Below are 24,082 nucleotides of genomic sequence, written 5' to 3'. Positions count from 1 at the left end.
CGTTCATTAATTGATACCAGATTCGGATTATGACGCCAGGAAATTAATAAACAAGAATAAGTCGTTCTTGCATTTTTGACGCTGAGTAAATGATTTTGTATTCATCTTAAATTACAAGGTATTTTAGAATATGTCTAAAGAATTTCAGCCTTTTCCTATGGGATCTGACACTAAGGGGTTTAACTCCTGGGATTATCATCATGTCAAAGCTGATGAGCCATCAAAACCTGATTTGGAAGCGCAATTAAATGAGCAAATTGCACAATTAAAGCAGGAGGCAATTGAAAAAGGTTTTGCAGAAGGAATGAGACAAGCTCAGGAGGAGATCGATTTAAAAAGAGCAGAATTGGTTCAATGGATTGAATGGTTCAAAAATCCAGTTCAGCTGCTTGATGAACAATTAATCCAAGAGGTGATTAACACGTTGATTTGGTTGAGCCAATATTGTATTGGGATTGAACTTACAGTACATCCGGATAAATTTAAAATGCTCTTTAACGAAATAAAAAAGGAGTTGCCATCCTTAAGTGGAGCCACGATTTTGGGGATGCATCCCCAGGATATCGAGTGGATTAAATCTGAAATTGGTGAGAAAGATGTACCTGGAATTACTGATGCTTTATTTGCAGATCCCGCCTTAAATAGAGGTGATTTTTATCTAAAGGGGCAGCATAGTGAGTTGGATGGCAGATTACACACCCGATTAACCACTTTATTTGCCCAATACATCAATAAGGATAACCTTAACGAGCCCTTTGAACCTCTGAATTCAGGATTGGATAATGACTCTTTATAAGTCAAAATTATACCAGATCCTTTCGGATATGAGGCAGATCAAACACTCTGGATTAATGCATTGTGGCAGAATCAGTCGCGCTGTAGGTTTAACTCTTGAGGCAAAAGGTTTTAATCAACCGATAGGTGCGCGCTGCCTGGTTACTGTAGATGATTCACGTTCAGTTGAGGCTGAAGTGGTAGGATTTAGCAATGATAGTGTGTATTTAATGTGTATAGACACAATACAGGGACTGGCACCAGGGATGATGATCAGCCCTACAGGGCGGATTGCGCAAGTGGGGGTTGGGTTTCAATTACTTGGACGCATATTAAACGGTTCCGGTTTGTTGATAGATGATGGACCTTCCCTTGATTTAGTCAATTCCTACTCGCTTATTAGCCCGATTATCAATCCTTTAAAAAGAGCTCCTGTGGACACTCCTTTGGATGTCGGCGTGCGGGCAATTAATGGATTATTAACGGTAGGTCGTGGACAGCGTATAGGTTTATTTGCAGGAAGTGGAGTCGGAAAATCAGTATTATTGGGTATGATGACCCGCTTTACTAATGCAGATGTGGTGGTTGTTGGTTTGATAGGTGAGCGTGGGAGAGAAGTTAAAGAGTTTATAGAATTTAACTTGGGCGAGGAAGGGCTTAAGAGGGCTGTGGTTGTTGCCGCACCTGCTGATGAGAGTGCTTTGATGCGATTGCATGGAGCCATGGTTGCTACAAGTATCGCTGAGTATTTTCGTGATCAGGGAAAGCATGTGTTACTGCTTATGGATTCATTGACTCGATTTGCCCAGGCACAAAGAGAAATTGCCTTATCCATTGGGGAGGCTCCAGCAACCAAGGGTTATCCTCCCTCGGTATTTGCCAAACTTCCCAAATTGGTAGAGCGTGCAGGAAATGGCATGCCAGGAAAAGGCTCAATAACGGCATTTTATACCGTATTGGCTGAGGGGGATGACTTGCAGGATCCCATTGCTGATGCCGCAAGAGCCATTCTGGATGGGCATATTGTTTTAAGCCGATCGCTAGCTGAAGAGGGTCAGTATCCGGCAATTGATATAGAAGCGTCGATCAGCCGAGTGATGCAATCCATCGTGTCTGATGAACAGATGAAAGACACCTTAATGTTTAAAAAACTGATATCAGTTTATGAAAAAAATAAAGATCTGATATTACTTGGCGCATATGCAAAGGGGAGTGATCCTTTGCTGGATAAAGCTGTTTTGGTTATAGATAGATTTAAAGAGTATATAACCCAGGGTATAAATGATCGGGTAACGTATAAGGACAGTGTGTCACAGCTGTCACAATTGATTTCAACTTCTATCGGAGCTAGTTAATGAGTCAGCGCCTGGATCGTTTAAATCAGTTACTCCATTTAAAAAATGAAGAAACCAATCACGCTTTAATAGAGCTGAGAAAATCAAAAGAGCAATTTAACCAAAATAAATTACGCCATGAGCAGCTCGTCGTATATCGTCAAGATTATTTACATCAACTGGAACAAATAGGCTATGAGGGCAGTACCGTAGGAAGATTAAGAAATCGTATTGATTTTATTAGTCATTTAGATACTGCTTTAATACAATTGAATTCTCATTTGGCTCAATTGGCTAAAACCAGAAGTAAACTGGAGATGAATTACAAACTCGCAAAAGCAGCAGAAGAGGGTGTAGCCAAACTCATTGAACGGGTTAAAAAAGAGGAACAAATTAAATTAGAACGGCGCGATCAAAAAGAAAGTGATGAGTATGCGCAAAAGCAATGGTATAGTAAAAAAAATTATGATGAATCAAACCCTTTCGGTGAATAGTATAATAAAGAAAATTTGGATAGCTTTGGCTATCTTGATTATATTAGCGGCTGTTTTCTCAAGCATATTCCGCTCATTAACTCCTTGGGCGAAACAATACAAAGGTGAAGTAGAGCAGCACTTGAGTCTTCTTTTAGGCCAACCTGTTACTGTTCAAACGATGGAAACAGGATGGTATTGGTTTCAACCGGTGCTTAAGTTAAAGCAAGTCAGCATTGATGGCGATAAAAAGAACCCATTACATTTACAGCAACTGCTGATCGGGATTAACTTATTTAAATCACTTTGGTATTGGCGTATCCAGCCGGGCGTTCTTTATATCGATGATATTCATCTTAAATTTCGTGAGAAAGCGGGACATTGGAGCATAGATGGCATTTCTCCAGCCTCGATTAAAGATAATGAGTTTACCCCGGAACAGACAAAGCTCGTGTTAGGTTGGCTTTCCCAACAAGAACGATTAATCATTAAGCATGTTTCAGCTCATTTTTATTTTAGTGATGGTGGATTAATTCCAGTTAGCGGGCTCAATGTTTCCATTGTGAATCGAGGTGGCCGTTATAAAATTCGCGGTGAGGCGCGATTGGAGCAGACCAACAGTACTGAATTTCAACTGCTCGGGGATGTACGTTTTGATCTGAATCATTTTGAGAATACTCAAGGACAAATCTATTTTGCTGCAAAACACATTGTTCCAGCTCAATGGCAACATGTTTTTCCAAATACTACAGAGCAATTGGAAGGGGGCAAAGGTGACTTGGCTGTTTGGCTCGATCTCGATAAAGGTACGGTTACATCAGCTCAGGCTCAGGTGAAATTAAAACGTTTAGCCTGGCGTTTAACCAATAAAAAAACAAGTGAGTTAATTCAATCCTTTTATGCCAATCTCGCATGGAAACCAAAGGCTAATGGCTGGGAATTTCAGGCCGATCACATTAAATTGCGTGCTGCTGGCATCAGTTGGCCAGAGAATCAATTATTAATTCATTACAACAAGCCAGACAATCAATACCAGATATTTGTCAAATCCATTATTGTTGAATCCTTGTTAACCGATGCAATTAACTGGCCTTCTTCCATAACCGAGTTATTACAGGCCAAGCCGCATGGTGTTTTAACTGATACTCAATTGTTTATAAAAGATAAAGAAGTCAATTATATTCTTACCCGATTTGAGCATGTAGGCTGGAATGCAATTAAAACGGTTCCTGCAATAGAAAATCTTTCGGGTGCACTAAACTGGCAGCCGCAGGAAGGGCGGCTTGAGCTGGATTCAGAGAAGGTATCGGTCAAAGTAAAAGATTATCCTCTTCAGCAATTGGATCTTTTTAATGGAGCAGTTGATTGGAAAGAACTGGGTAATGGATTCAAGGTAAGCATTGAACGATTAATAATGAGTAAACCTGATTTAACCATCAGTGCGCAGGGCGTGGTTGATCAGGTAACCCGAAATTCTGTTGGACACGTACGTCTTGACGCTGATTTTTCTGGAAAAAATTTGCAACAATGGACTGCTTTTCTGCCTAAAGAATATTTGAAACCAAAATTGTATTTATGGTTGACCACAGACATCAAACGAATAGCCAACGCAACGGGAACAATCCGTTTTAATGGTTTTCTTAATGATTTTCCCTTTGACAATAATAATGGAGAGTTTTCCATAGTCAGTCATGGCAGCGGAGGCGAGTTGTTTATTACTTCCAAGTGGAAGTTAATTAAAGAGTTGGAAGGGTATATCCGTTTAAAAAATCGCAATCTTGCGATTGATTTGGTGCATGGTGACTTTCAGGGAGTTCCTGTGAATCAAATGCATTTACGAATTGATGATATAGGCAAGGATAAAGAAACGCTGTTAATACATGGCATAATCCATGGAAAAGCGCAAAAAATGTTGAATTTTGTGTTGGCCTCTCCATTAGAACAAAAACTGGCTGCATTAAAGCGGCTGGCCGTTGATGGTTTAGTATTATTAAATTTGCGGCTTGAACTGCCATTATACCCCGAGAATGATGACAACCTTGTCAGGGGGGATCTGGCTTTTGAAAACAACACTATTGCAGTAAAACATCAAATGGGGGCAATTAAGGTTGAGGATGTGCGTGGTGATTTATCATTCGATGAAGAAGGGGTGACCCATAGTGCTTTGGAGGCAAATGCTTTTGGTTTTCCTTTAAACATCAAAATTCAATCGGTTAAAAAACCAGAACCAGAAACCTCTGTTCTTGTTGATGGTGAGTGTACCGTCGACTCTTTAAAAAAACAGTTTGATTTTCCCTTATTATCCGTGCTTAAGGGGATGTTTTCTGTCAAGGCAACCATTAAGTTGACTGATGATCCTAATGATATGGACAGTGTTGTGCTTCAATCCAATCTTAAGGGTTTGGCGGTAAATCTGCCCGCGCCGATGGGTAAACCTTTTGATACTCAAGTTCCTTTGGTAGTGAAACTGGATTTTAACCCTAAAAAAGCAATACGATTACGATCGAACTATAATGGTCGTTTAAGTTCTGATGTTTTGATGCAAGTCAATAAAGGGGGTCTTGTATTTAAGTCAGGACAAATTCGATTGGGAAGTTCAGAAGCTATTTATCAAGAGAAACCTGGCCTGTCTGTAGTGGGTACTTTAGATGGGTTTGATTTATATGAATGGAAAAAAGTATACGATTCATTTGCAACGGAACAAACGGGCTCATCTTTATTAGCACAACTTCGAATCATTAATGTTACCTTGGGCAAGTTAAGCTTCCTCAATCAGCATTTTGATAACATGGCGGTGAAAGCTAAAATCCTTCCTGATGGCGGTTGGGCGTTTAATCTGAATCAGAAGAACATAGCAGGCGATTTGACTTATAGAACCGCCACAAATTCTTTAAGCGGCTTTATTAAATATTTGCATTTAGCTTCGTTTGAAAAAAACGGCAAATATAGCGAGCGAACAGCAAGATCGAGTCCAGATCAAATCCCTAACCTCAATTTACGTATTGATAACTTCTCGCTAGGGAGCAAGCAGGTAGGTAATATGACTCTGAAAAGTCAATCTTCACCTGAACGCTGGTTAATTGATTATTGCAGAATTGATTCACCATTTTATCAGGCTAATATTAATGGGGAATGGACACAAAAAGGAAAGATCAAACAATCAAAGATGCAGGTGAAACTGCATTTAAATGATTTGGCTAAAAGTCTGGAATTATGGCAAATTACTCCGGCAGTTGATGCAGGCAAAGGCGATATGGAGTTTAATGGCGGTTGGAAGGGGACTTTGTATGATTTTTCTCTGGCTTCATTAAATGGAACCATGTACCTTCAGCTTAAAAATGGTCGAATAACTCATTTGAGTCCTGAAACAGAGGAAAAGCTGGGATTAGGGAAATTATTAAGCATTTTGAGTTTACAAACGATACCTAGACGTTTGAAACTCGATTTTAGCGATTTGTCTCATCAAGGGTACAGTTTTGATGTATTTAAAGGGAATTTCACTGTAAAAAATGGCATCATGAATACACAGGACAGTTACATTGATGGTCCTGTGGCATACGCCAGCATGAAAGGTGATCTTGATTTGGTGCGTCGAATGTATGATTTGAATTTGAGTATTTCGCCTCACATTACAGCCAGCTTGCCCATAGTTGCTACGATTGCTGGTGGTCCAATTGCAGGACTCGCAGCCTGGGTTGCGAACAAGATTATTAATCAAAGCATGCAAAAAATTACGGGTTATAGTTACAAGGTGTCTGGACCATGGAATCAACCTATAGTCCAGCAATTGAGCATCGAAAAGAAAATTATCAAAAAATGATTAAATTATGCTGGCATCATTATTTTTAGTTTATTGGAAACTCGTGATATTTCAGGAAACTCCTGATAATACTCCCTATTCTCATTTTTTAATGGGAATCAGTATTTTATTCTTCACTTTGGTTATGACCCTACAATGGAAATTTTCAGAACTTGAGTTTTCTGATGACTTGTTAATTACTACTTTGATTGCCCTTAGTTTGGTTTTTTCCTTTGTAGTCTATACTTTTGCTATTCTCTATTTAAGAGGCCTGGGTTCTCGATGGGTGCAGACAGTGACTTGCTTATGTACCTCCCATGCGATTATTCATCTCTTGGCCAGTCCTTTATTTTTAGTCGATCCTTATCTCGCAAATGCTCATTTAAAAAATCCACTTGTTTTATTTATTGCTGTGATATATTTATTCGTGACTTTGGGTTTGTCTGTTTGGCAATTTGTACTTACTGCCTACATCTATAAATCAGCAATGAGCAGTACCACGGTTCAATCAGTTTTGGCTGCGTTCGGTTTAATTGCAGTTAATGTATTAACGGTTACTTTTTGGCGATGAGATTATGACACATTTACATGTATTAGGTTTAAGTGGAACGTTCATGAGTGCTTTAGCTTTGCTTGCGAGAGATGCTGGATTTAAAGTGACCGGGAGCGACGCCAATTGTTATCCACCGGTAAGTGATTTGCTTGCGGCCAAAGGCATTACCTGGACTGAAGGTTATGAGGACACTACACAGGCTTTACAAGCAGATTTGGTCGTAGTTGGAAACGCCATCAAGCGTGGAATGCCTGTTTTGGAAGCAGTTATAGAAGCAGGTAAAAATTATACTTCAGGTCCACAATGGCTTGCAGAGAATATTTTATCTCGATATCAGGTCATTGCGGTTGCTGGTACCCATGGAAAAACAACCACTACCTCGATGATTGCCTGGATACTTGATAAGGCAGGATTAAATCCTGGTTTTTTAATTGGAGGTGTTGCTACCGATTTTAATACCAGCGCATGTTTGGGAAAAGGGGCATGGTTTGTCATTGAAGCAGATGAATATGATTCTGCTTTTTTTGATAAGCGCCCTAAATTTATGCATTACCGACCAAGAATCGCAGTTTTAAACAACCTCGAATTTGATCATGCTGATATTTACCCCGATCTGGCAGCCATTCAACAACAATTCCATTTTTTAATGAGAACAATACCAACCAGTGGCGTCGCCATAAAACCTCGAGATGACAAAGCATTGAATGAGGTTTTGGCTCGCGGCAAGTACTCTCGAGTAGAGGAATTATCATTGACGGGTAATGCAGACTGGTCAGCAGAACTACTGGATGAAAGTGGATCTGCATTTAAAGTCCTACATTCAGGTGAGGTAGTTGCAGAGATCCATTGGAAGTTGATTGGTCGTTTCAATATCGAGAACGCTCTGGCTGCAATTGCCGCCAGTGCCAATGCCGGTGTAAAACCTGAAGTTGCTGCACGAGCACTGGAGAGTTTTACTCCGGTTAAAAGGCGTTTGGAGGTTAAATCAAACCGTCACGGTATTACCGTGTACGATGATTTTGCACATCATCCTACGGCGATTACTAAAACAATTGATGCATTAACCCGCAGTAAAAGGCACCAGCGCATTTTTGCTGTCATGGAGTTTGCTTCATATACCATGCGTACAGGTGTTCATGCCGGTGAAATGGCGCATGCTCTGGCGCCTGTCGATGGTGCCTTCGTATTGGAACCTCATGATTTTGATTTGAACGAAACAGTGGCTGATTGGACGTGCCCTTATAAAATTTGTAAAAATAACGACGAGATAGTGAAGGAAATTACAGGTATTGTGAGGGAAGGGGATGCTGTTTTAGTAATGAGTAACAGGGGATTTAATGGCATTCACCAACAATTGGTAACGTCTATTGATCAACGCTACCTTTAGGGGCTGTTGATAATTCATGTTTTGACGTCCAGCGACTTGTTCTTGGGATCCAATTGATTATAGGCGCAATATATTTTTGTTTTGAGCAAGATCTATCGATTCCGCGAACAAGTCGCGGAAAGTAGGCTTGAACATAATGAAATGTCAACAGTCCCTAGGTTCTGTGAACGAATTTTTAATATATTGCAAATAAGTTGTCATTGCGAACAAAGTGAAGCAATCCATTACAGCGTGTTAGCGAAGATTCGATGTGGATTGCTTCGCTAACGCTCGCAATGACGGTTTTTTATGCAATAATTAAATTTTGTTCTCGGAACCTAATGGATTCTTGCATTATTTTTTCGTTATCAGGTGAACGTCTTTAATACTGCTTGTGATGGCGAAGTTATCATATTGATTGGGGAATAATAGACTAAAGGTAACTACTCACGTCATCCCGAACGCAGTGAGGGATCTCCTGTCGGGTGGCACAATTTTACAGAATCAATTGATACAAGTCGCCCCACTCTTGGTTCAATGCATTAATCAAATCAAGCTTCTTTTTTCGTAACCAACTTTTAATTTATTTCTCTCGTTCAATAGCCACAACGATACTTCCACATCAAACCTACCCGTATTTTCTACGGTAATGTCACTCTCAAAATTGTAATAAAATAAACCCAAAAGTAGATTTGATACGATGAATGATGAAAATGAATACCATTTTTTATCAAAATCCAGGAAATAACCAATAATAAAACCAAAGTGATAGTTTTTAATAAACAATAACCCTCGCGGCGTTATCGTATTGAAATAATTAAAATAAACGTGATCGATTATTTTAATTCGTTAAAAAATTAGAAAAATTGACGTGATTTCCTGCAAGTAAAACGGTGATTAAGTTGATTTTGATAACTCAGATAGTAACTAAAAATCTAACTGATGGTTGCTTAACTACTTAAGCATTATTTTTAAATGAGGATAAACATGACAACTGATTCTGTGATTGGGGCCTCGATAGGGGTTCTTGTTGGAGCCTGCTTTGGTTTTTTTTGCCATCGTTTAACTAAAAATTTATCTACTCAAATAACGCGCGATGAAGATAATAAAGACTTAACTAATCAGCTTGAGTCGTATAATCAAATGGTCAGGGAAGTTGATCTCGAACGAGGCACCATACTCGATACGCTTGAACAAATGATGGATCTGCATTCCGCAAAGACCGGTTCAGACACGCACTGTAGCGTTGTTCCCGATAAATTTCGGCGGGAGAGAGAGGACATAAAAATATTTGTTACTCGTTTTTCCGGACTTTTAAAAGATTATCCAAGATATTCAGCGGAGGAGGCTAAAGCTGACCGCGATTATCTGCCCCGTATTCACCAACAGACTTTGCAGCACCATGAGGCAGTTAAAACGTTGGCTGAAGAATGTTTCCGCCGTATTGAACCCGCGGATAAAAACCAGCACAAACCAGCCGTCAGATCGTTATAGACTGCTTTTGAAACAACAGTCTGTTGATTTTAGGATCAACCATCAACAGACGCGAATGAAATAGGTGAAGCTATGAGTACAATTCTAGATGTCGCAACCGGCGGTATTCTTTCTATGGCAGTGGGGATCTCTATCGGCCTGGCCGCCTTTGCTACTTTATCCGTCACTCTACCCGTTGCCCTGTTATGCGGAGCCGGGGGAGCTGTAGGTACTGCCCTGGTCTTTGGTGCTGGAGCTGCCATGGGTAATCTTTCTGCTGAAGTGGATAATATAAATTTAGCCGCGCAGCAATGTGAAACAGAATCAGCGAGGGCGTTCAGTAGGGAGTTGGATTCCGACAGATTAATGAGCGTGATGCTCCAAGTGCAGGCTCTGGAGGCAAAATTTAATACCTTACAAAATAATGTTGAGGATCTTAAAGAGACAATCGCCCTGGATCAAGACACGAATGATATTACCTTGAAAAACTTACTAAGGCATCAGGTACCGGTTTCGCAGCCTGAAACGCTTACCGGTCCGTCAAGAGCAGGTTTCTTTTCGAATGCAAGTCAGACTGCCGCTAACGACGCAGGTTCGGCACAGGCGGAAAGAACAAGAGGAATACGCACCAGAACAGGCTAACCACATTGTACCATCCTCCAAAGATCTCTTGTTTTTCCCGGGAAGGATGGTGCCATAAACAAAGAAAACAAAGGAAAAATATGTCGAATTTTTTTTCAATATTATCGGTTGGTAAACATGCTCTTGGTGTGGTACCCAGAGATAAAAATTTGGATGACTTTCCTTTAGAAAAAAGACTGGAATCTCATCCAAAAGATATTATTGTAACCATCAGTCTGGATGAAAACCAGGAATACACTATCTCTGCCAATCTGATTGCTTCAGCACAGGATGGATGTGTTTATGATAACGATATAAAAATTCTTGAATGGCATGTCATGAAAGAACGTTGTTTGGTTGTTACTTCGTTCACCACCAGACAGGTTAACCTGTTTGCGAATTTTGAACTAAACGAATGTTTTATTAAAGCAAGCGGATCTGTGCTGATAGCCGGTAAAGTGGCGTGCGAATCGGCCCTTGTTATAGAAGCTGAAGCATTATGTTTAACTGAGTCTATCCAATCTGGAGGTACGGTCATACTTTCTGCACGCCAGGGAGTGGGTCTTCTTGCGCCTGTTCAGGCGCAAAATATGTCAATTCATGCGGCTTATGTTCATCAAGAGGCAGGGCTTCAGATTTCAGGTCAACTGGATGTCTCTACTCAGTGCTTTAAACAAGACGCGGCCGTTAAAACAGAGGTTGATTCATTACGCTTGATTGCCTATCAATGTGAAATGAATGGGTATCTATCGGTTAATAACGAATGCTTTTTAACCGCGGATGCCATGGTTTTGGGGCATGGACAATCAAAATCAACTATGATGCTGCATGGTGATCATCACATTCATGCCATAAATCTTCTCATACAGGGGGATACGCAGATTCGTATTGGAGATGCCGATGATGATAAAAAAAGTGATTTCATTGTTGATAAAAAATTAATACTTGATAAGCCTGTCATCGTTGATTTGTTTAATACCAGAATCTCCATCGATGAAATGGATAATCAAGGTGAATTGGCATGTCATCAATGTACTGCGGAAGTAAAAAAGGTACGTCAAAATGGTGTTTTCGATGCCCATCAATCACTGATTACTGTTTCAGGCTGTTTTTATCACGCTAATTCTTCTTTAACTGAGTTAAAGGACACGAATTTCAACTCGCCAGATGTATCTGTTTTAGGTGGTCACTTTATTGTGAATGATTGTCGTTATCAGGGGAGTTTCTGCCATGTCGTCGCTGGACTTTTAACTGTTGAGAACCAATCTGAGATAGAGCTGGATAGCTTATTGCAGGCAGAAGAGAGCCAGGTTAGGGTTCATGGCAGCAGGCTTACCGCCCGTCAGTCCATTGTTGCAGCAGGTCACCTGCTATTAGACAACACAAATATAACAGCAAAACATATAAAAACGATACAAGGCAATGCGTGTATCAATCAGTCGATCATTACGGCTCAGTCTCAGATCAGGTTGAACGGCACAACAGAATTAACGAATTCATGCCTTTCTGGTCATGTGGTCATACTCAGAGGGGAACTGACAATTAATGACCTGCAGGTACATACGTACATTATCGAGATCCTGTCGGAACAAGCGACAATTAATTCCTTGTCTTCCTTCTCGGATAAACTTCATGTACAGGGAAGTAAAATACCAGAACAGGTGGTGTTGAAACGATGCCTATTAACCACCAACAGATTTTCTTGTTCGGGTAATGCCACAATAGAGCGTTCCGCTTTTTACGGCGTTTCCAGCGAGCCTGTCAGTCATGATCTGCATGCCCATCTCAAGCTTGTTGGCTCTCGATTTATTACAGACAGTCAGTTAAGCAACTACGTAGACAGTGAGTTGGAGATGGATGCTCACAGTCGAGTACGCGTGGGTTTGCTGCATTCGCAAGGGGCTATGAAAGCGAAGGATTCTACTATTTCCTGCGAGTTCATTTGGCAGAGGCGTGGTGTTTTTAAGCTGGAATCAAGTCGAGTTCAGGTGAAACAGGCCATGTTTCTGCAGGACAGTACGATCGATTTGAACAAAAATACCATGGTATTGGCTCCAGATGTGCAAGTGCAGCAGGGTTCCACACTTCGACTCAGGAAAAGAAGTCATTTAGTCTGCGCGTCGCAGCTAAGGACATCGTCTGATTCAACCATGAGCAGCGATGAGTCCGTGATTGGTACCCGAAAATTTATTTCATCAGGACGTACGGATTTATGTTCCAGCCTGTTATCCGCAGCAGAACTGCTTATTTATAATCAATTTGGAGCCAGGAAGCAGTCAAAAATTACAGTAGAAAAGCTGATTTTTATTGCTCAACAGGCGCATGCTCACTTTTCTGATTCTGTCGTTGCCAGTTCTGATATCGGCACGTTTGGTGACACGATTATCCATAATACCATCGTTGCAGCTGAAAGAACCCTTTCGGTTTGGTCTTCCGCCGCCATGACCCTCGACGGCAGCGCTCTGGTTTTAGCCAGAGACATGATTGTTCGCGGTCTGTTAACAACCCAAAATACAGAGGTGTTGGCAGGGCTGGAAGGTAAAGAACAACGAGCGGTCTGCTTGCTCAAAATTGGCAGGGAATTACTGGTTACTCAAAACGCCATGGTGAATGGAACTGCTGATTTGTTCATTGAGGCTGATCGGTATTTACACCTGGGCAATATGAAGCTTGGTGCTAATCTGCGAGCAAAAGGAGGCGTACTCAATAACCTTGGTACTATTGAATCAGAGCATGTTTATCTGGGGTTTGATGACAGGGTTGTCAACTTGGGCACATTTTCAGCTAAAAACATGACAGTTCACAGTAATTTTTTGAATCTTCTCGGTAGAGCCTATATCAGTGACGACTTGATAATGCAGGGATTTTATGGGGTAAACCTCGGGCTTATAATTGCTAAGAACTATACAAATACCCAGTTGTTTTCTGTTCATGGTGGTCTGGCACTTTCCAGTTCATTTGTCGATCCTGAGGCTGTTTTATCATGGAGCAACCTTTTTTCCGTTGGAAAAATCGTAACAAACAAGTTGCTCGCTAAATACTCAGGCATCATTAATCTGGCGTTTATGATGCCCGGCTTACTAAACCGTGCCTCTTTGCTTTATGATGCGTATCACCATTTTGATTGGGAGCGCTACAAAACCATGCGTCGACATGAATGGATGTCGACAGTCTGTCAACTGAAAGAGAATCTCTGGCTGCTTGGGAATCTATATAATACGGTTAAAACATCTGTTGGAGACCGTCCCGACAGAATGATTGAACTGAACAGCGTGTCTGACTGGCAACGGCTTGGAGCAGATTTTAGCGCAATTTTTTCAAACGAACACAGCACGACTTCCCTTATCGGTATCCACTCAGGAATAAGTTTCTCGGCCTCAGGGGTAAGAAAGACTCTATTCAGTGTGAATACTGGCGTTGACGTGTCTTTGATGTGTCATTCTGTTGATAACCGGTATTTCTATAATACTGGCTGGTCTGGTGGTGGTAGTGCCTTTTTTAATACAGATTATACGTGCAATGCAGGTTTCATGACGGGTGTTTGCCAATTAAATTTTAAGGCCAATACTATGGATAATACGGGCTTTTTGGGTGGAAGCAATGCCAGTGTGACCATAAAACATCTCAGTCAGAAAGGACGACTGGCACTGAGTCAGGGGCAGGCTCATATTCTTGAGTTCGATGGCAGGGGCAATGTCAGCACCGAACTGAATGGTATATACGCGGCCGGCAAGACGTTTGATTTCACAGGTCATCTGGACGCGCAGGATGTTCAATTCGTTTATACCGATTCTTTTAAAGCTCAGGACGAATCAACTTTTAATGCCAGTTCAGTCAGTATTAAGACGCCGGTTTTTTCTCATGGTGGGCAAATCACTTCAAATAAATCAGCCGAAGGTGGTTCTGACACCAATTTCTTCCACGTGGAATCCAAAACGGCTGATTTACACGGCTCTGCAACACTCGAAAATGCCTTTTTTAATATCGAGCATATTGCAGAAGCAACTCAATTTATTTCAGGCCAGGGTCCGTATGAGCAGTATGCTGTGTCCGGACATTTGGGAGTAAAAACCCAGAATCATATTATTCTGGACGCTCCTTTTAACCGACATTGCGATTTATCCGTAGAAGCCAGAGGCATTACGATGACCTCAGATTATCATCAGGACAGAGATTTAAGCCTGAGCACCACGGAGGGAGACATTGACTTATTAAGTCACATTACCAGCAGTAATCTGCATGTAAAATCAGCAGGAACCATTAAAACAAATCATGCCATAAATTGTGATGGTGTAGCCAGTTTCACCGCGGATGGCGTCTTTTATAATCTAGGTGGAACCATCAATGCCGAGACGGTTACAATAAAAGCTACCGAAATTAAAAATATATCCGCCGGCGCTTTATTTCAATCCTCCCAATCATCAGACCACCATTTTACTCCCTTTGGCATACCCTGTTCGACCGAAAATATGGTAAAGGAAGCAGTTCAATCACAAAGCCCATGGGGAGTAGTTATGGGAGTTGATGGAATCATCAATGGACGTAAGGATCTTTATATGGAGGCTACGTCTGGCAACATTGAAAACTGGGGTGGGATTGTTCGAGCAGGAGAATATGCGCAATTACTTGCCAGTGGAGACGTCTTCAATGCCTGTAATGTCCGCGTCAGTCGTGGTGACATCTATGAATTTGATGGAGGATTAATCGCTGGAGGAAACGGGGCTGACAGGGATGGAGTTGGTCTTTTTATCCGGGCAGGAGGGAAGGTCATTGCGGATGCGTCGGACTTCGTAAGTGATGGTATCAATTATCTTGAGGCTGATCAGGGCTTCGATTTTCAGGCTCGCCAGCATACCGAGCGTTCCGCAAAAAAGAAATCAAAAACCAGGTCTGGAAAAAAGTCTGAAGAGGTAAGGAAGGACACTAAGGTTAAAAATTCATCCGTACATTCGTCGGCTGGATATAACATTCTGGTAACCCGCCATGGGGGTGTTCAGGCTGCGGCAACTCGTTTCTCCTCCCCCGGGGGAACCCAGATCATGTCTCGCGATACGGTTCTGTTATACAGCGTAAAGACACAGAGCCGACAGTATAAATCCTCGAGTCGCTGGTGGGGCCTGTCAAAACGCGCGCGCTCCGAGAAGCATCAGGAGGCCATGCCTACCCTGTTTTATGATAATGGTGTGACCCGTATTGAGGTGACGGACGGCTCTCTTGATGCGCGTGGCGCTTATTTTGCCGGTGCCGGTGATTTGGAGCTAAAGGCTTCGGGGCGTATCCGCTTTGGTGTTGATATATTAGATCATAAAATTGTGGAAAAAAAACGCGGTTTTGAGGTATCTGCAACCGGAGTGGGGGCCTGGAAGGCGTGGAAGAGCGGTGGCAATCTCATGGATATGATGAGTGCTGAAGATGCCACCATGACAAAACTGAGGTCTATGCTTGACAGCCACAATGATGGTGAACGATTAGCAAACGCGGCCAATTTAGGGATTAATGTATATAACACGGTAAATAATCTGACACGTGGATTGGCGAAGAGGACTCTGGACAGGGAATTACTGGCGCGCTATGGGCTGGGGGGAGATAAAGGATGGTCGCCTGGCATTAGTCTGTTGGTGAACAAAAGCGAAATGGTTGCGAAATACCAGACACAAGGCCCCGGAGGTGTTGATCGGGCAGGCAATGTTTATCTGGAGGCAGGAGAAGGCATTGATTTGGAACATGGTGTTTGTGTGCATGCAGATGGCAATATGGTAGTTAACGCTCCTGAAATAATCGCAACGGCAGCGGAATTGCATTCCTCCATTGATCAAAAAATCTTAAGAGCTTCCGCTGCTTCAGCGGGAGGACAAATAAACAGTGCCTCGGTCGGGTATTCTCATAGCAAAACAGAAACAACTCATTACGTTCCTGCTGAATTATCGGCAGGCGGCAATATGAGTCTTGGTCATCAAGGCCAGGCCATGAGCCATGTCGTACTGGATGGTGCTCAGATCAAGGCTGGTACCTTAGATGCTGATATCGAACAATTAGACATTATTGACAGACAGGACAGGGAGGTAACCCGATCTAAGTCCATCGACGCCAGTACTTCAGGTCATGTTTCCACTTACAAAGGGTCAGGACACTCTGCCACTACCTCAGAGCACAGCGGTATTTATGTGGTTGATGGAATTAATACCGATGGTCACAGGGTTCATATAGACGAAGCACGGATGTGCGGGGGAGAGATTTTGACTCCAGGCGAAAATCATATTGAGATTGATAAATTAAGCGCAGTAACCGTTTCTGATCATGAGTTCTATCGAGGTACGGGAGTCAGTTTCAATACGAAAGATTTGTCACGTCTGAACGGAGGAACAGTAACAAATAATACAGGAGAATCAGCGATTGCGGTTGCTGAAGTAACCCTGGATCGAATTGATTATCTGGCAAGGACAACTCCCGTTATTCATGGTGAACAGGAAACCCAAGTCATTATTCACGAATTAGCGGGCAATCTGCAAACAACATCGGCGAATGGAACAACCGTCATCAGAAACGATGAACTGCATCTGACGCTGGATGTTCCAATGACTAATAGCAACTATATGCAGACAAGTCGGGCGAATATTCAAACTGGCCTGGACAAAATAGTTTCAGCTCTTCGGCCAGCTGATATTCCCGGTATTGAGACTGTACTTCAGGAGGAAGTAAGGCGGCCGTCAGGAAGCAGACAGGAAGAGGAAAAGGATGGAAGCTCCGAAAAAGAACAATCTGACAAGGATAAAGGGTCGGCTTCCGATAAAGATAGGGACTTTGAAGACTGCGAGTTGATGTTATCACCTGAAGAACAAAAAATACTGTGGGATGGGGTCTGGTCACTTATGTCTGAGCATGACCGAGAGACAATCAAAGCAGATCTATTCACTGTTATGGCAGAGTGGGACGCCGGGATCTTTAACTCGCCCGCTCAGAAAAAGCTCGATAATGATATACAGTGTGCTTATCTGGAGGTTTTTAAAGCAATTTCAGTGGAGAGATGGGGGTTCATAAGCAAGCATATGAGAGCAGACGTAGCCGATAAGTTATTCCATGCTTTGTCATCTCCAGAGGCTTTATCGAAGGTGCATGTTCAGACCTGTTTCGGTCCCAGAGGGGTTTTAATCAGTTTTGTTTTTAATCTGGGTTTAAATTCAAAAAAAAATGTGCCGGACCTGATTAAATCAACTGTTACCTCGACAGCGGGCGATCTTGGTTTCAGTATTTTATTAAGTGAAGTAATGGGTTCTGCGGCTGGTCCTGTCGGTTGGACTGTGCTGGGTCTGGAAGCCCTGGATGCGATGTTTTATGATTCCAGGTATGTCGATAATATGCTTGAGGATGAGGTTCATTTAATTTATAAAGCGCAGGAATCAATTAACGAAGGCAAGCTGTTACTGGGTATTGCCGAACAAATGATGGCTGCTGACAAAATCGCGTTGGCTAACGAAATGAGGGCCTTTCATTATTTACTGGCACCAGCATCCTGGTTTGGAAAAGCGGCTGAAGCCGTTTGGGATAAAGTAGCAGGTGCTGGAAAGTCGGCTACGTCAAGGTACGAAAGACCACAGCAGGCAGCAGGTTATGAACCTGCTTTTTTTCGGTCGGCACAACCAGCTGTAATGGATGAGGCAGAATCCGACATTTTGGAATCCAGTGTAAGGATGCATGCAGCCCACTGATCCTTTTGCGCTAATGCCATGTTGCGAACCATGGTACAGCAGGAGTTAATGAACGTATATCATGAAGCCAAACGCTGCACTGAACATCAGCAGTACCATTGCAAACTCATTTTGAAATATTTGTTGGCATATAGATAAATTAATAGTTGCAATATTTTTTATAGGTTGATATAAAAAATGAAGGTGTCCTTTATTTCGGGACAAATTGCTCGCTGCTGTTTTTGCGGGTGAACACCAGCGGGAGGATGGCCATGCTCGAGTTTGCCGTATTCAAGCAAAACGCAATGCAACTAACCAGGAAATTAACGCGTAGCAATTCTCAATATACGGGCTGCATGGGCTTCTTTTCTGCACTAATGCCAAGTGCTGGTTCTTTGGATGACTCGATAACTATTGGAAGGGTTGCCCATTCTTTTGATACCGATCTTGATCCACAATTATGCTTATACGTCAGCTCATTCTACAGGCATGCATTGGTGAATTCCGAAGAGTTTACTGAATTTAAAAATAAGGTGCTAATAGGAATATACATCTTGATGTTGTCGCGTTATAGTTCAACTGTTTGTTATTACGTGAATAAAAATTTTATCGATTTGTTACAAAGAGATTTAGGGATAAACTCACTGTCCGATATCAGTAATGAAGTGTTTCACCAAAGTTTAACGGCTCTTAGCCAATACAGTTCCTATGTTTATGAGCATAGAAAAGATGATGAAATTTATGTTGATTTAAATAATCGCTTTGGTCCGAGGATACAAGGTGAGATTGAAGAAGTTAGAAATTCCAGAGTGATTCCAGATGATTCATGGTATGGTGTTTATTGCGGTATGTTTTGTTCAATATGGATGACTAATAAGTCTTAAAGGAGGTTGTATGCCATTTACTCCACCCTCATTTTCTTGTTTAAGAGCAGATACTCTTAATCTAGATGATCGCTTTTCAATTACTCTCGGCAGATATAAAATTGTTCCTGTTTCTCAGTCTTCAGCATCCTCATCGTCTGCACAAGATCAGGTAGTCCCGAGCGCACTTGAAATACTCTTGGCCAGAACGGATGGTGTTATACATTGTAAAAGTGATCGAGCGACTGTAAAGGATGCTTTTACCAGATTATGCACTGAGTTGCGGGCAATATTGCATGAGGGTAAGGAAGATAAATGCAAACAGGCCACTCAGTTTTTGTTGGGTGCTTTGTTGCATCGTTATTTCAGATTAATAAAAGAATACGATAAATGCAATTCATATACTTCTTATTTTTATTCACCTTTCGATGAGCGAAATTGCCAGCTCTTTCTCGCAGTAAGAAAAGCATTGGGTTTATCTGATGAAATGCCAAAGGATTACAGAGTTCAGGATTTGAAAAAACTGGATGTCACAACTGTTGTAACGGCTTTGACTGCATTTCGTGAGAATATGAAATTAAATGATCGATATCTTAATTACCCACATTATGCAGATGATCCCAATTTTCAACCTTATCTGGAACAAATAATAAGCGAGCAGTTACTTAGGAACAAGGGTGAGCTGCAGAAGTTTAAAGCCATTCGATTTGTTCAATCTTTGGTTAGGAATGTTGATGCCGATCTTAAGGAAACAGAGGCGACGATTAAAACATGGTGCAGGCAGTTAGCTAAAGATCACTCGGATTTTAAATCATTAAAATTAGATGTCATAGAAGCGCATTTGAAACGCCATGTAGAGTCAGGTCCAGTGAGAGACAAGATTACCGATTTATTATACACTCCGATGATTGAAAACGATCTTGATTCGATGGATCATTCCAGTTTTGAATTTTCTTTGACAAAAGGTGCAGTCGATACTGCAACTTATACAGTAGTCGGCGGATATGCTTTATTATTAATTTCACGTGGAGTCGCCGAAGATCCTAAGCTGGTATTTGAGATTAATAAAGTGTTGATACCTCCACCGTCAACAGAACGGTTCACTTATAAAGACATGTTAAACGCTACATATTTTGTTGAACAATATATGAAATATTATCCTTCTGCTGCTTTGGATTATGATTACTTTGACGATCGCTCTGGCTTCGATACCTATCTTCGCAATAGTCTTATTCGATTAACTGAGAAAACCAAAGAGCCATCTCCGGAGGGTAGTGAGGCAAGAGCGTCGGTATCGGGATATTAGATTTTCTATGATTTTTTGATACTTTATTTCACTTTCAGGAGCGTTTTTCTCCGGTTGTGGCATGGTGTTTTATAAACTTGCTCCCCGCGTTACACACAGGGAGCAGGATTATGAATATTAATGTGCCGCAAACTGCAATTGCCCGTCTTTATAAGTGACCTCAATTGTTTCGCCTGAACGAAATGCTCCAGTCAATAACGATTGAGCCAATGGGTTTTCCAGTTTTTGTTGAATGGTTCTTTTTAAAGGTCTCGCACCGTATACCGGATCAAAGCCCGCTTCTGCTAGATAGGCCAGAGCCTCTGGTTTTACCACAAGATTGATGTCCTGCTGCTTCAACCGATGATGCAAATAAGCGATTTGAATTTCAGCGATTTTGGCAATCTGTTCCTTGAGCAAGGAATGGAATACCACCGTTTCATCAATTCGGTTAATAAATTCAGGGCGGAAATGCTGTCCAACCATCTCCATAACGGCAGATTTTACTTGGTCGTAATCAAAGTTGGTTCCCATCTCCTGAATTAGCTGGGATCCCAAATTCGAGGTCATTACAATTACGGTATTACGAAAATCCACCGTACGTCCCTGACCGTCCGTTAAGCGGCCATCATCCATTACTTGTAAAAGAATATTGAATACATCCGAATGTGCTTTTTCTACTTCGTCGAGCAGAATTACAGAATAAGGTCTGCGTCGTACTGCTTCGGTTAAATATCCACCTTCTTCATATCCTACATATCCTGGAGGTGCGCCGATGAGACGGGCAACCGAATGTTTTTCCATGAATTCAGACATGTCAATACGTACCATGGCTTCTTCTGTATCAAACAGGAATGTGGCCAAAGCCTTGCACAATTCTGTTTTTCCCACACCGGTAGGACCAAGAAAGAGGAAGGAACCGATAGGGCGATTCGGATCAGATAAACCTGCACGTGAACGTCGTATGGCATTAGAAACTGCATCAACCGCTTCATTTTGCCCAATCAGTCTGTTGTGAAGGACTTCTTCCATTTTAAGCAGCTTTTCCTTTTCCCCTTCCATCATTTTGGCGACGGGAATACCTGTCCATTTTGAAACAACCTCGGCTATTTCATCTTCAGTGACTTTATTGCGGACCAGTTTTGTTTCCACATTATCGAGCGCAGCAACCTGGCTCAATCGTTTTTCCAACTCAGGTATCCGACCGTACTGTAACTCCGACATTCTGCTTAAATCACCGGCTCTTCTGGCGGTTTCCATTTCAAGTTTGGCTTGCTCCAGAGCCTCTTTAATTTGAGTGGAGCCTTGCATGGTCGCTTTTTCAGCCTTCCAGATTTCTTCTAGATCAGAGTAACTTTTTTCCAGTTCATCGATGCTGTGTTGTAAATCAACCAGGCGTTTTTTGGACGCTTCATCATTTTCTTTTTTCAATGCTTCTCGTTCGATTTTTAACTGGATAAGTCTTCTGTCCAGTTTGTCCATGCTCTCGGGTTTAGAGTCTATTTCCATACGAATTAAGCTACCCGCTTCATCTATTAAATCAATAGCCTTGTCTGGTAACTGGCGGTCACTGATGTAACGATGAGACAAAGTAGCTGCCGCTACTATGGCCGGATCGGTAATTTCAATACCATGATGCACTTCATATCGTTCTTTTAAACCTCGGAGTATGGCTATTGTGTCTTCAACACTGGGCTCATCTACGAGCACTTTCTGGAATCGCCGTTCGAGAGCGGCATCTTTTTCGATATATTGTCTGTATTCATCAAGAGTTGTGGCACCAATACAATGGAGTTCACCTCGAGCTAGGGCTGGTTTCAACATATTTCCAGCGTCCATGGCACCTTCTGCTTTTCCTGCGCCCACCATGGTATGAATTTCATCAATGAACAAAATAATTTGACCTTCCTGTTTTGCCAAATCATTAAGAACTGCTTTCAAACGTTCTTCAAATTCGCCACGGAATTTCGCACCTGCGATCAATGCGCCCATATCCAGAGAAAGCAAACGTTTGTCTTTTAATCCTTCTGGAACTTCTCCATTGATGATCCGTTGAGCCAATCCTTCGACAATTGCTGTTTTACCCACGCCTGGCTCACCGATGAGAACCGGGTTATTTTTGGTGCGTCTTTGCAGAACTTGAATGGTACGGCGTATTTCATCGTCACGGCCAATTACCGGATCCAGTTTTCCTTGTTCCGCTCGTTCTGTCAGGTCGAGGGTGTATTTTTCCAGTGCCTGCCGTTGCTCTTCAGCGTTGGCGTCATTCACTGTTTCACCGCCTCTTAAATCATCAATAGCCTTTTCAATGGCTTTAAGCTCTCCACCTGCTTGCTTTAACATTTTAGAGAGGGCGCTCTCCTCAGTTATTGCTGCGAGCACAAATAATTCACTGGATATAAAATTGTCTTTTCGCTGTTGCGCTAATTTGTCGGTTAGATTAAGAAGGCGATTAAGAGCATTGGATATATGAATGTCTCCACCAGTCCCTGAAACTTTTGGCATTTTTTCCAAGGCTTGATCTATCAGTGTTCGTAAGAGCGCAATATTGACGCCAGCTTTAGTGAGCAGAGGTCTACAGCTACCGCCTTGTTGATCCAATAAAGCTTTCATTAAGTGTTCAGGCTCTATAAATCCATTATCTCTTCCAAGAGCCAATGACTGAGCATCGGCCAAAGCCATTTGAAATTTAGAGGTCAGTTTGTCCATTCGCATAGCTTCACCTTTTATAGTTATTTTAGGGTATTAATTCATCTCTTACTGCCGTAAAATGAGGGCAGTTTTAATTATTTCAAGAGCTTAAAGATGAATAATGATTTACCTAATTCTACTCCAGATTCACAAATTTTGCTTAATCAGATCGTTCTGGATTACATGAAAGAAAAGAAAAGAAAGCGCAGATGGCGTTGGATATCGCGAACACTATTTGTTTTGATTATTGGAATTATAGGCTACAAAATCTATTCCTACAGCAGTGATGATACTGGCACTAATACAAAAGCTCATGTAGGTTTAATCGATATAAATGGAGAAATATTTGATTCCAAGGTTGCAAGCTCGGATAATTTTGCCAAAGGCATGCAAAGTGCTTATAAAAATAAAGGATTAAAGGCTTTGATTCTTCGGATTAACAGTCCCGGCGGCAGTCCGGTTCAGGCTGAGTATATGTACAATACTATCAAGTATTATCAAGCTAAATATCCCAACGTCAAAATCTATTCTGTTTGCGTGGATATGTGTACATCAGCGGCGTATTATATTGCAGTAGGTGCTGACAGCATTTATGCCAGCCCTTCAAGTCTCGTTGGATCAATTGGTGTATTATACAATGGATTTGGCTTTGTGGATGGCATGGAGAAAATTGGCGTGACCCGTCGTTTAGTGACATCAGGTTCAAACAAAGGATTTCTGGATCCGTTTTCTCCCATTACAGATTCGCAAAAACAAAAACTGCAAACCATGCTTGATATCATTCATCAACAATTTATCAATCGGGTAAAAGAGGGGAGAGGCAGCCGTTTACACATTGATGATGATACTTTTTCTGGTCTGTTTTGGACTGGTGAGCAAGCATTAGCCAATGGTTTGATTGATGGCTATGGCAGCAGCGGACAGGTAGCGCGTGACGTTATCAAAATTGATAACATGATAGACTACACCCAAAAACAGAATTTCTTTGATCGGGTAACTCAAAATATTGGAACTGCCATGGCAGATGAATTGCCTTTAAATTTTGGTGTTAAGCCGGGATTGAAGTAAGATTTATTCAACTTTAGTAGGCAACGTCCCTGAAGTTTGTTTAGACAAGACTTAATCTAGAAATGGGCACAGATTTTTCAATTTCACTTCGAACTGC

13 protein-coding genes are annotated in these 24,082 nt (G+C 41.7%); 12 read left to right on the top strand and 1 reads right to left on the bottom strand.

Features of this window, described 5'->3' with window-relative positions; all coding sequences use genetic code 11:
• The first annotated feature begins 130 nt into the window (after positions 1–130).
• The 11 genes from G543_RS0101575 to G543_RS0101520 all read left to right on the top strand — a co-directional run bounded on the left by G543_RS0101575 (position 131) and on the right by G543_RS0101520 (position 20,247).
• A complete protein-coding gene (locus tag G543_RS0101575) occupies positions 131–796 on the top strand; it encodes a FliH/SctL family protein (protein WP_028382968.1) in 666 nt (221 codons plus the stop codon).
• Positions 783–2,129 carry a flagellar protein export ATPase FliI gene (gene fliI / locus G543_RS0101570; protein WP_028382967.1) on the top strand — a complete coding sequence of 449 codons (1,347 nt, stop codon included), beginning with the start codon at positions 783–785 and terminating at the stop codon, positions 2,127–2,129. The genes G543_RS0101575 and fliI overlap by 14 nt, the downstream gene beginning before the upstream one ends.
• Positions 2,129–2,602, top strand: a complete 474-nt coding sequence (fliJ, locus tag G543_RS0101565) for a flagellar export protein FliJ (RefSeq protein WP_028382966.1) — start codon at positions 2,129–2,131, stop codon at positions 2,600–2,602. Before fliI ends, fliJ begins: the two co-directional genes overlap by 1 nt.
• Positions 2,574–6,401 (top strand): YhdP family protein, encoded by a 3,828-nt coding sequence (locus G543_RS0101560; protein ID WP_028382965.1) that lies wholly within the window; start codon positions 2,574–2,576, stop codon positions 6,399–6,401. The genes fliJ and G543_RS0101560 overlap by 29 nt, the downstream gene beginning before the upstream one ends.
• Before the next feature lie 7 nt (positions 6,402–6,408).
• Positions 6,409–6,951 carry a hypothetical protein gene (locus G543_RS0101555; RefSeq protein WP_028382964.1) on the top strand — a complete coding sequence of 181 codons (543 nt, stop codon included), beginning with the start codon at positions 6,409–6,411 and terminating at the stop codon, positions 6,949–6,951.
• A gap of 1 nt (position 6,952) precedes the next feature.
• The gene (gene mpl, locus G543_RS0101550; RefSeq protein WP_028382963.1) at positions 6,953–8,320 is read left to right on the top strand and encodes a UDP-N-acetylmuramate:L-alanyl-gamma-D-glutamyl-meso-diaminopimelate ligase; all 1,368 of its coding nucleotides are present in this window, start codon (positions 6,953–6,955) and stop codon (positions 8,318–8,320) included.
• A gap of 966 nt (positions 8,321–9,286) precedes the next feature.
• Positions 9,287–9,793 carry a hypothetical protein gene (locus G543_RS0101545; RefSeq protein ID WP_028382962.1) on the top strand — a complete coding sequence of 169 codons (507 nt, stop codon included), beginning with the start codon at positions 9,287–9,289 and terminating at the stop codon, positions 9,791–9,793.
• A gap of 72 nt (positions 9,794–9,865) precedes the next feature.
• Positions 9,866–10,414, top strand: coding sequence for a hypothetical protein (locus G543_RS0101540; protein ID WP_028382961.1), 549 nt, complete (start codon positions 9,866–9,868; stop codon positions 10,412–10,414).
• A gap of 80 nt (positions 10,415–10,494) precedes the next feature.
• Positions 10,495–18,099, top strand: coding sequence for a hemagglutinin repeat-containing protein (locus tag G543_RS0101535; protein ID WP_028382960.1), 7,605 nt, complete (start codon positions 10,495–10,497; stop codon positions 18,097–18,099).
• A gap of 251 nt (positions 18,100–18,350) precedes the next feature.
• Positions 18,351–18,962, top strand: a complete 612-nt coding sequence (locus G543_RS0101525; protein WP_028382959.1) for a hypothetical protein — start codon at positions 18,351–18,353, stop codon at positions 18,960–18,962.
• A gap of 10 nt (positions 18,963–18,972) precedes the next feature.
• On the top strand, positions 18,973–20,247 hold the full coding sequence (locus G543_RS0101520; protein ID WP_028382958.1) for a hypothetical protein: 1,275 nt from the start codon (positions 18,973–18,975) through the stop codon (positions 20,245–20,247).
• Between the two features lie 117 nt (positions 20,248–20,364).
• Here the strand turns inward: G543_RS0101520 and clpB are convergent, their stop codons facing one another.
• Positions 20,365–22,941, bottom strand: coding sequence for an ATP-dependent chaperone ClpB (clpB, locus tag G543_RS0101515; protein ID WP_028382957.1), 2,577 nt, complete (start codon positions 22,939–22,941; stop codon positions 20,365–20,367).
• Positions 22,942–23,031: 90 nt separating this feature from the next.
• On the opposite strand from clpB, the gene G543_RS0101510 reads away from it, so the two are divergent.
• Positions 23,032–23,985, top strand: a complete 954-nt coding sequence (locus tag G543_RS0101510) for a S49 family peptidase (RefSeq protein WP_028382956.1) — start codon at positions 23,032–23,034, stop codon at positions 23,983–23,985.
• The last annotated feature ends 97 nt before the right edge of the window (positions 23,986–24,082 follow it).

The sequence above is a fragment of the Legionella moravica DSM 19234 genome (genome assembly GCF_000423305.1).
GTDB classification, from domain to species: domain Bacteria; phylum Pseudomonadota; class Gammaproteobacteria; order Legionellales; family Legionellaceae; genus Legionella; species Legionella moravica.
This window is presented reverse-complemented; position numbering and strand designations above follow the sequence as displayed.

Excerpts from the sequence above, each read along its gene's own strand:
- G543_RS0101560 (WP_028382965.1), top strand. The coding sequence starts at position 2,574 with ATGATGAATCAAACCCTTTCGGTGAATAGTATAATAAAGAAAATTTGG.
- G543_RS0101575 (WP_028382968.1), top strand. The coding sequence starts at position 131 with ATGTCTAAAGAATTTCAGCCTTTTCCTATGGGATCTGACACTAAGGGG.
- G543_RS0101535 (WP_028382960.1), top strand. The coding sequence starts at position 10,495 with ATGTCGAATTTTTTTTCAATATTATCGGTTGGTAAACATGCTCTTGGT.
- G543_RS0101510 (WP_028382956.1), top strand. The coding sequence starts at position 23,032 with ATGAATAATGATTTACCTAATTCTACTCCAGATTCACAAATTTTGCTT.
- fliI (WP_028382967.1), top strand. The coding sequence starts at position 783 with ATGACTCTTTATAAGTCAAAATTATACCAGATCCTTTCGGATATGAGG.
- clpB (WP_028382957.1), bottom strand. The coding sequence starts at position 22,941 with ATGCGAATGGACAAACTGACCTCTAAATTTCAAATGGCTTTGGCCGAT.
- G543_RS0101540 (WP_028382961.1), top strand. The coding sequence starts at position 9,866 with ATGAGTACAATTCTAGATGTCGCAACCGGCGGTATTCTTTCTATGGCA.
- G543_RS0101525 (WP_028382959.1), top strand. The coding sequence starts at position 18,351 with ATGCTCGAGTTTGCCGTATTCAAGCAAAACGCAATGCAACTAACCAGG.
- G543_RS0101520 (WP_028382958.1), top strand. The coding sequence starts at position 18,973 with ATGCCATTTACTCCACCCTCATTTTCTTGTTTAAGAGCAGATACTCTT.
- fliJ (WP_028382966.1), top strand. The coding sequence starts at position 2,129 with ATGAGTCAGCGCCTGGATCGTTTAAATCAGTTACTCCATTTAAAAAAT.
- G543_RS0101545 (WP_028382962.1), top strand. The coding sequence starts at position 9,287 with ATGACAACTGATTCTGTGATTGGGGCCTCGATAGGGGTTCTTGTTGGA.
- G543_RS0101555 (WP_028382964.1), top strand. The coding sequence starts at position 6,409 with ATGCTGGCATCATTATTTTTAGTTTATTGGAAACTCGTGATATTTCAG.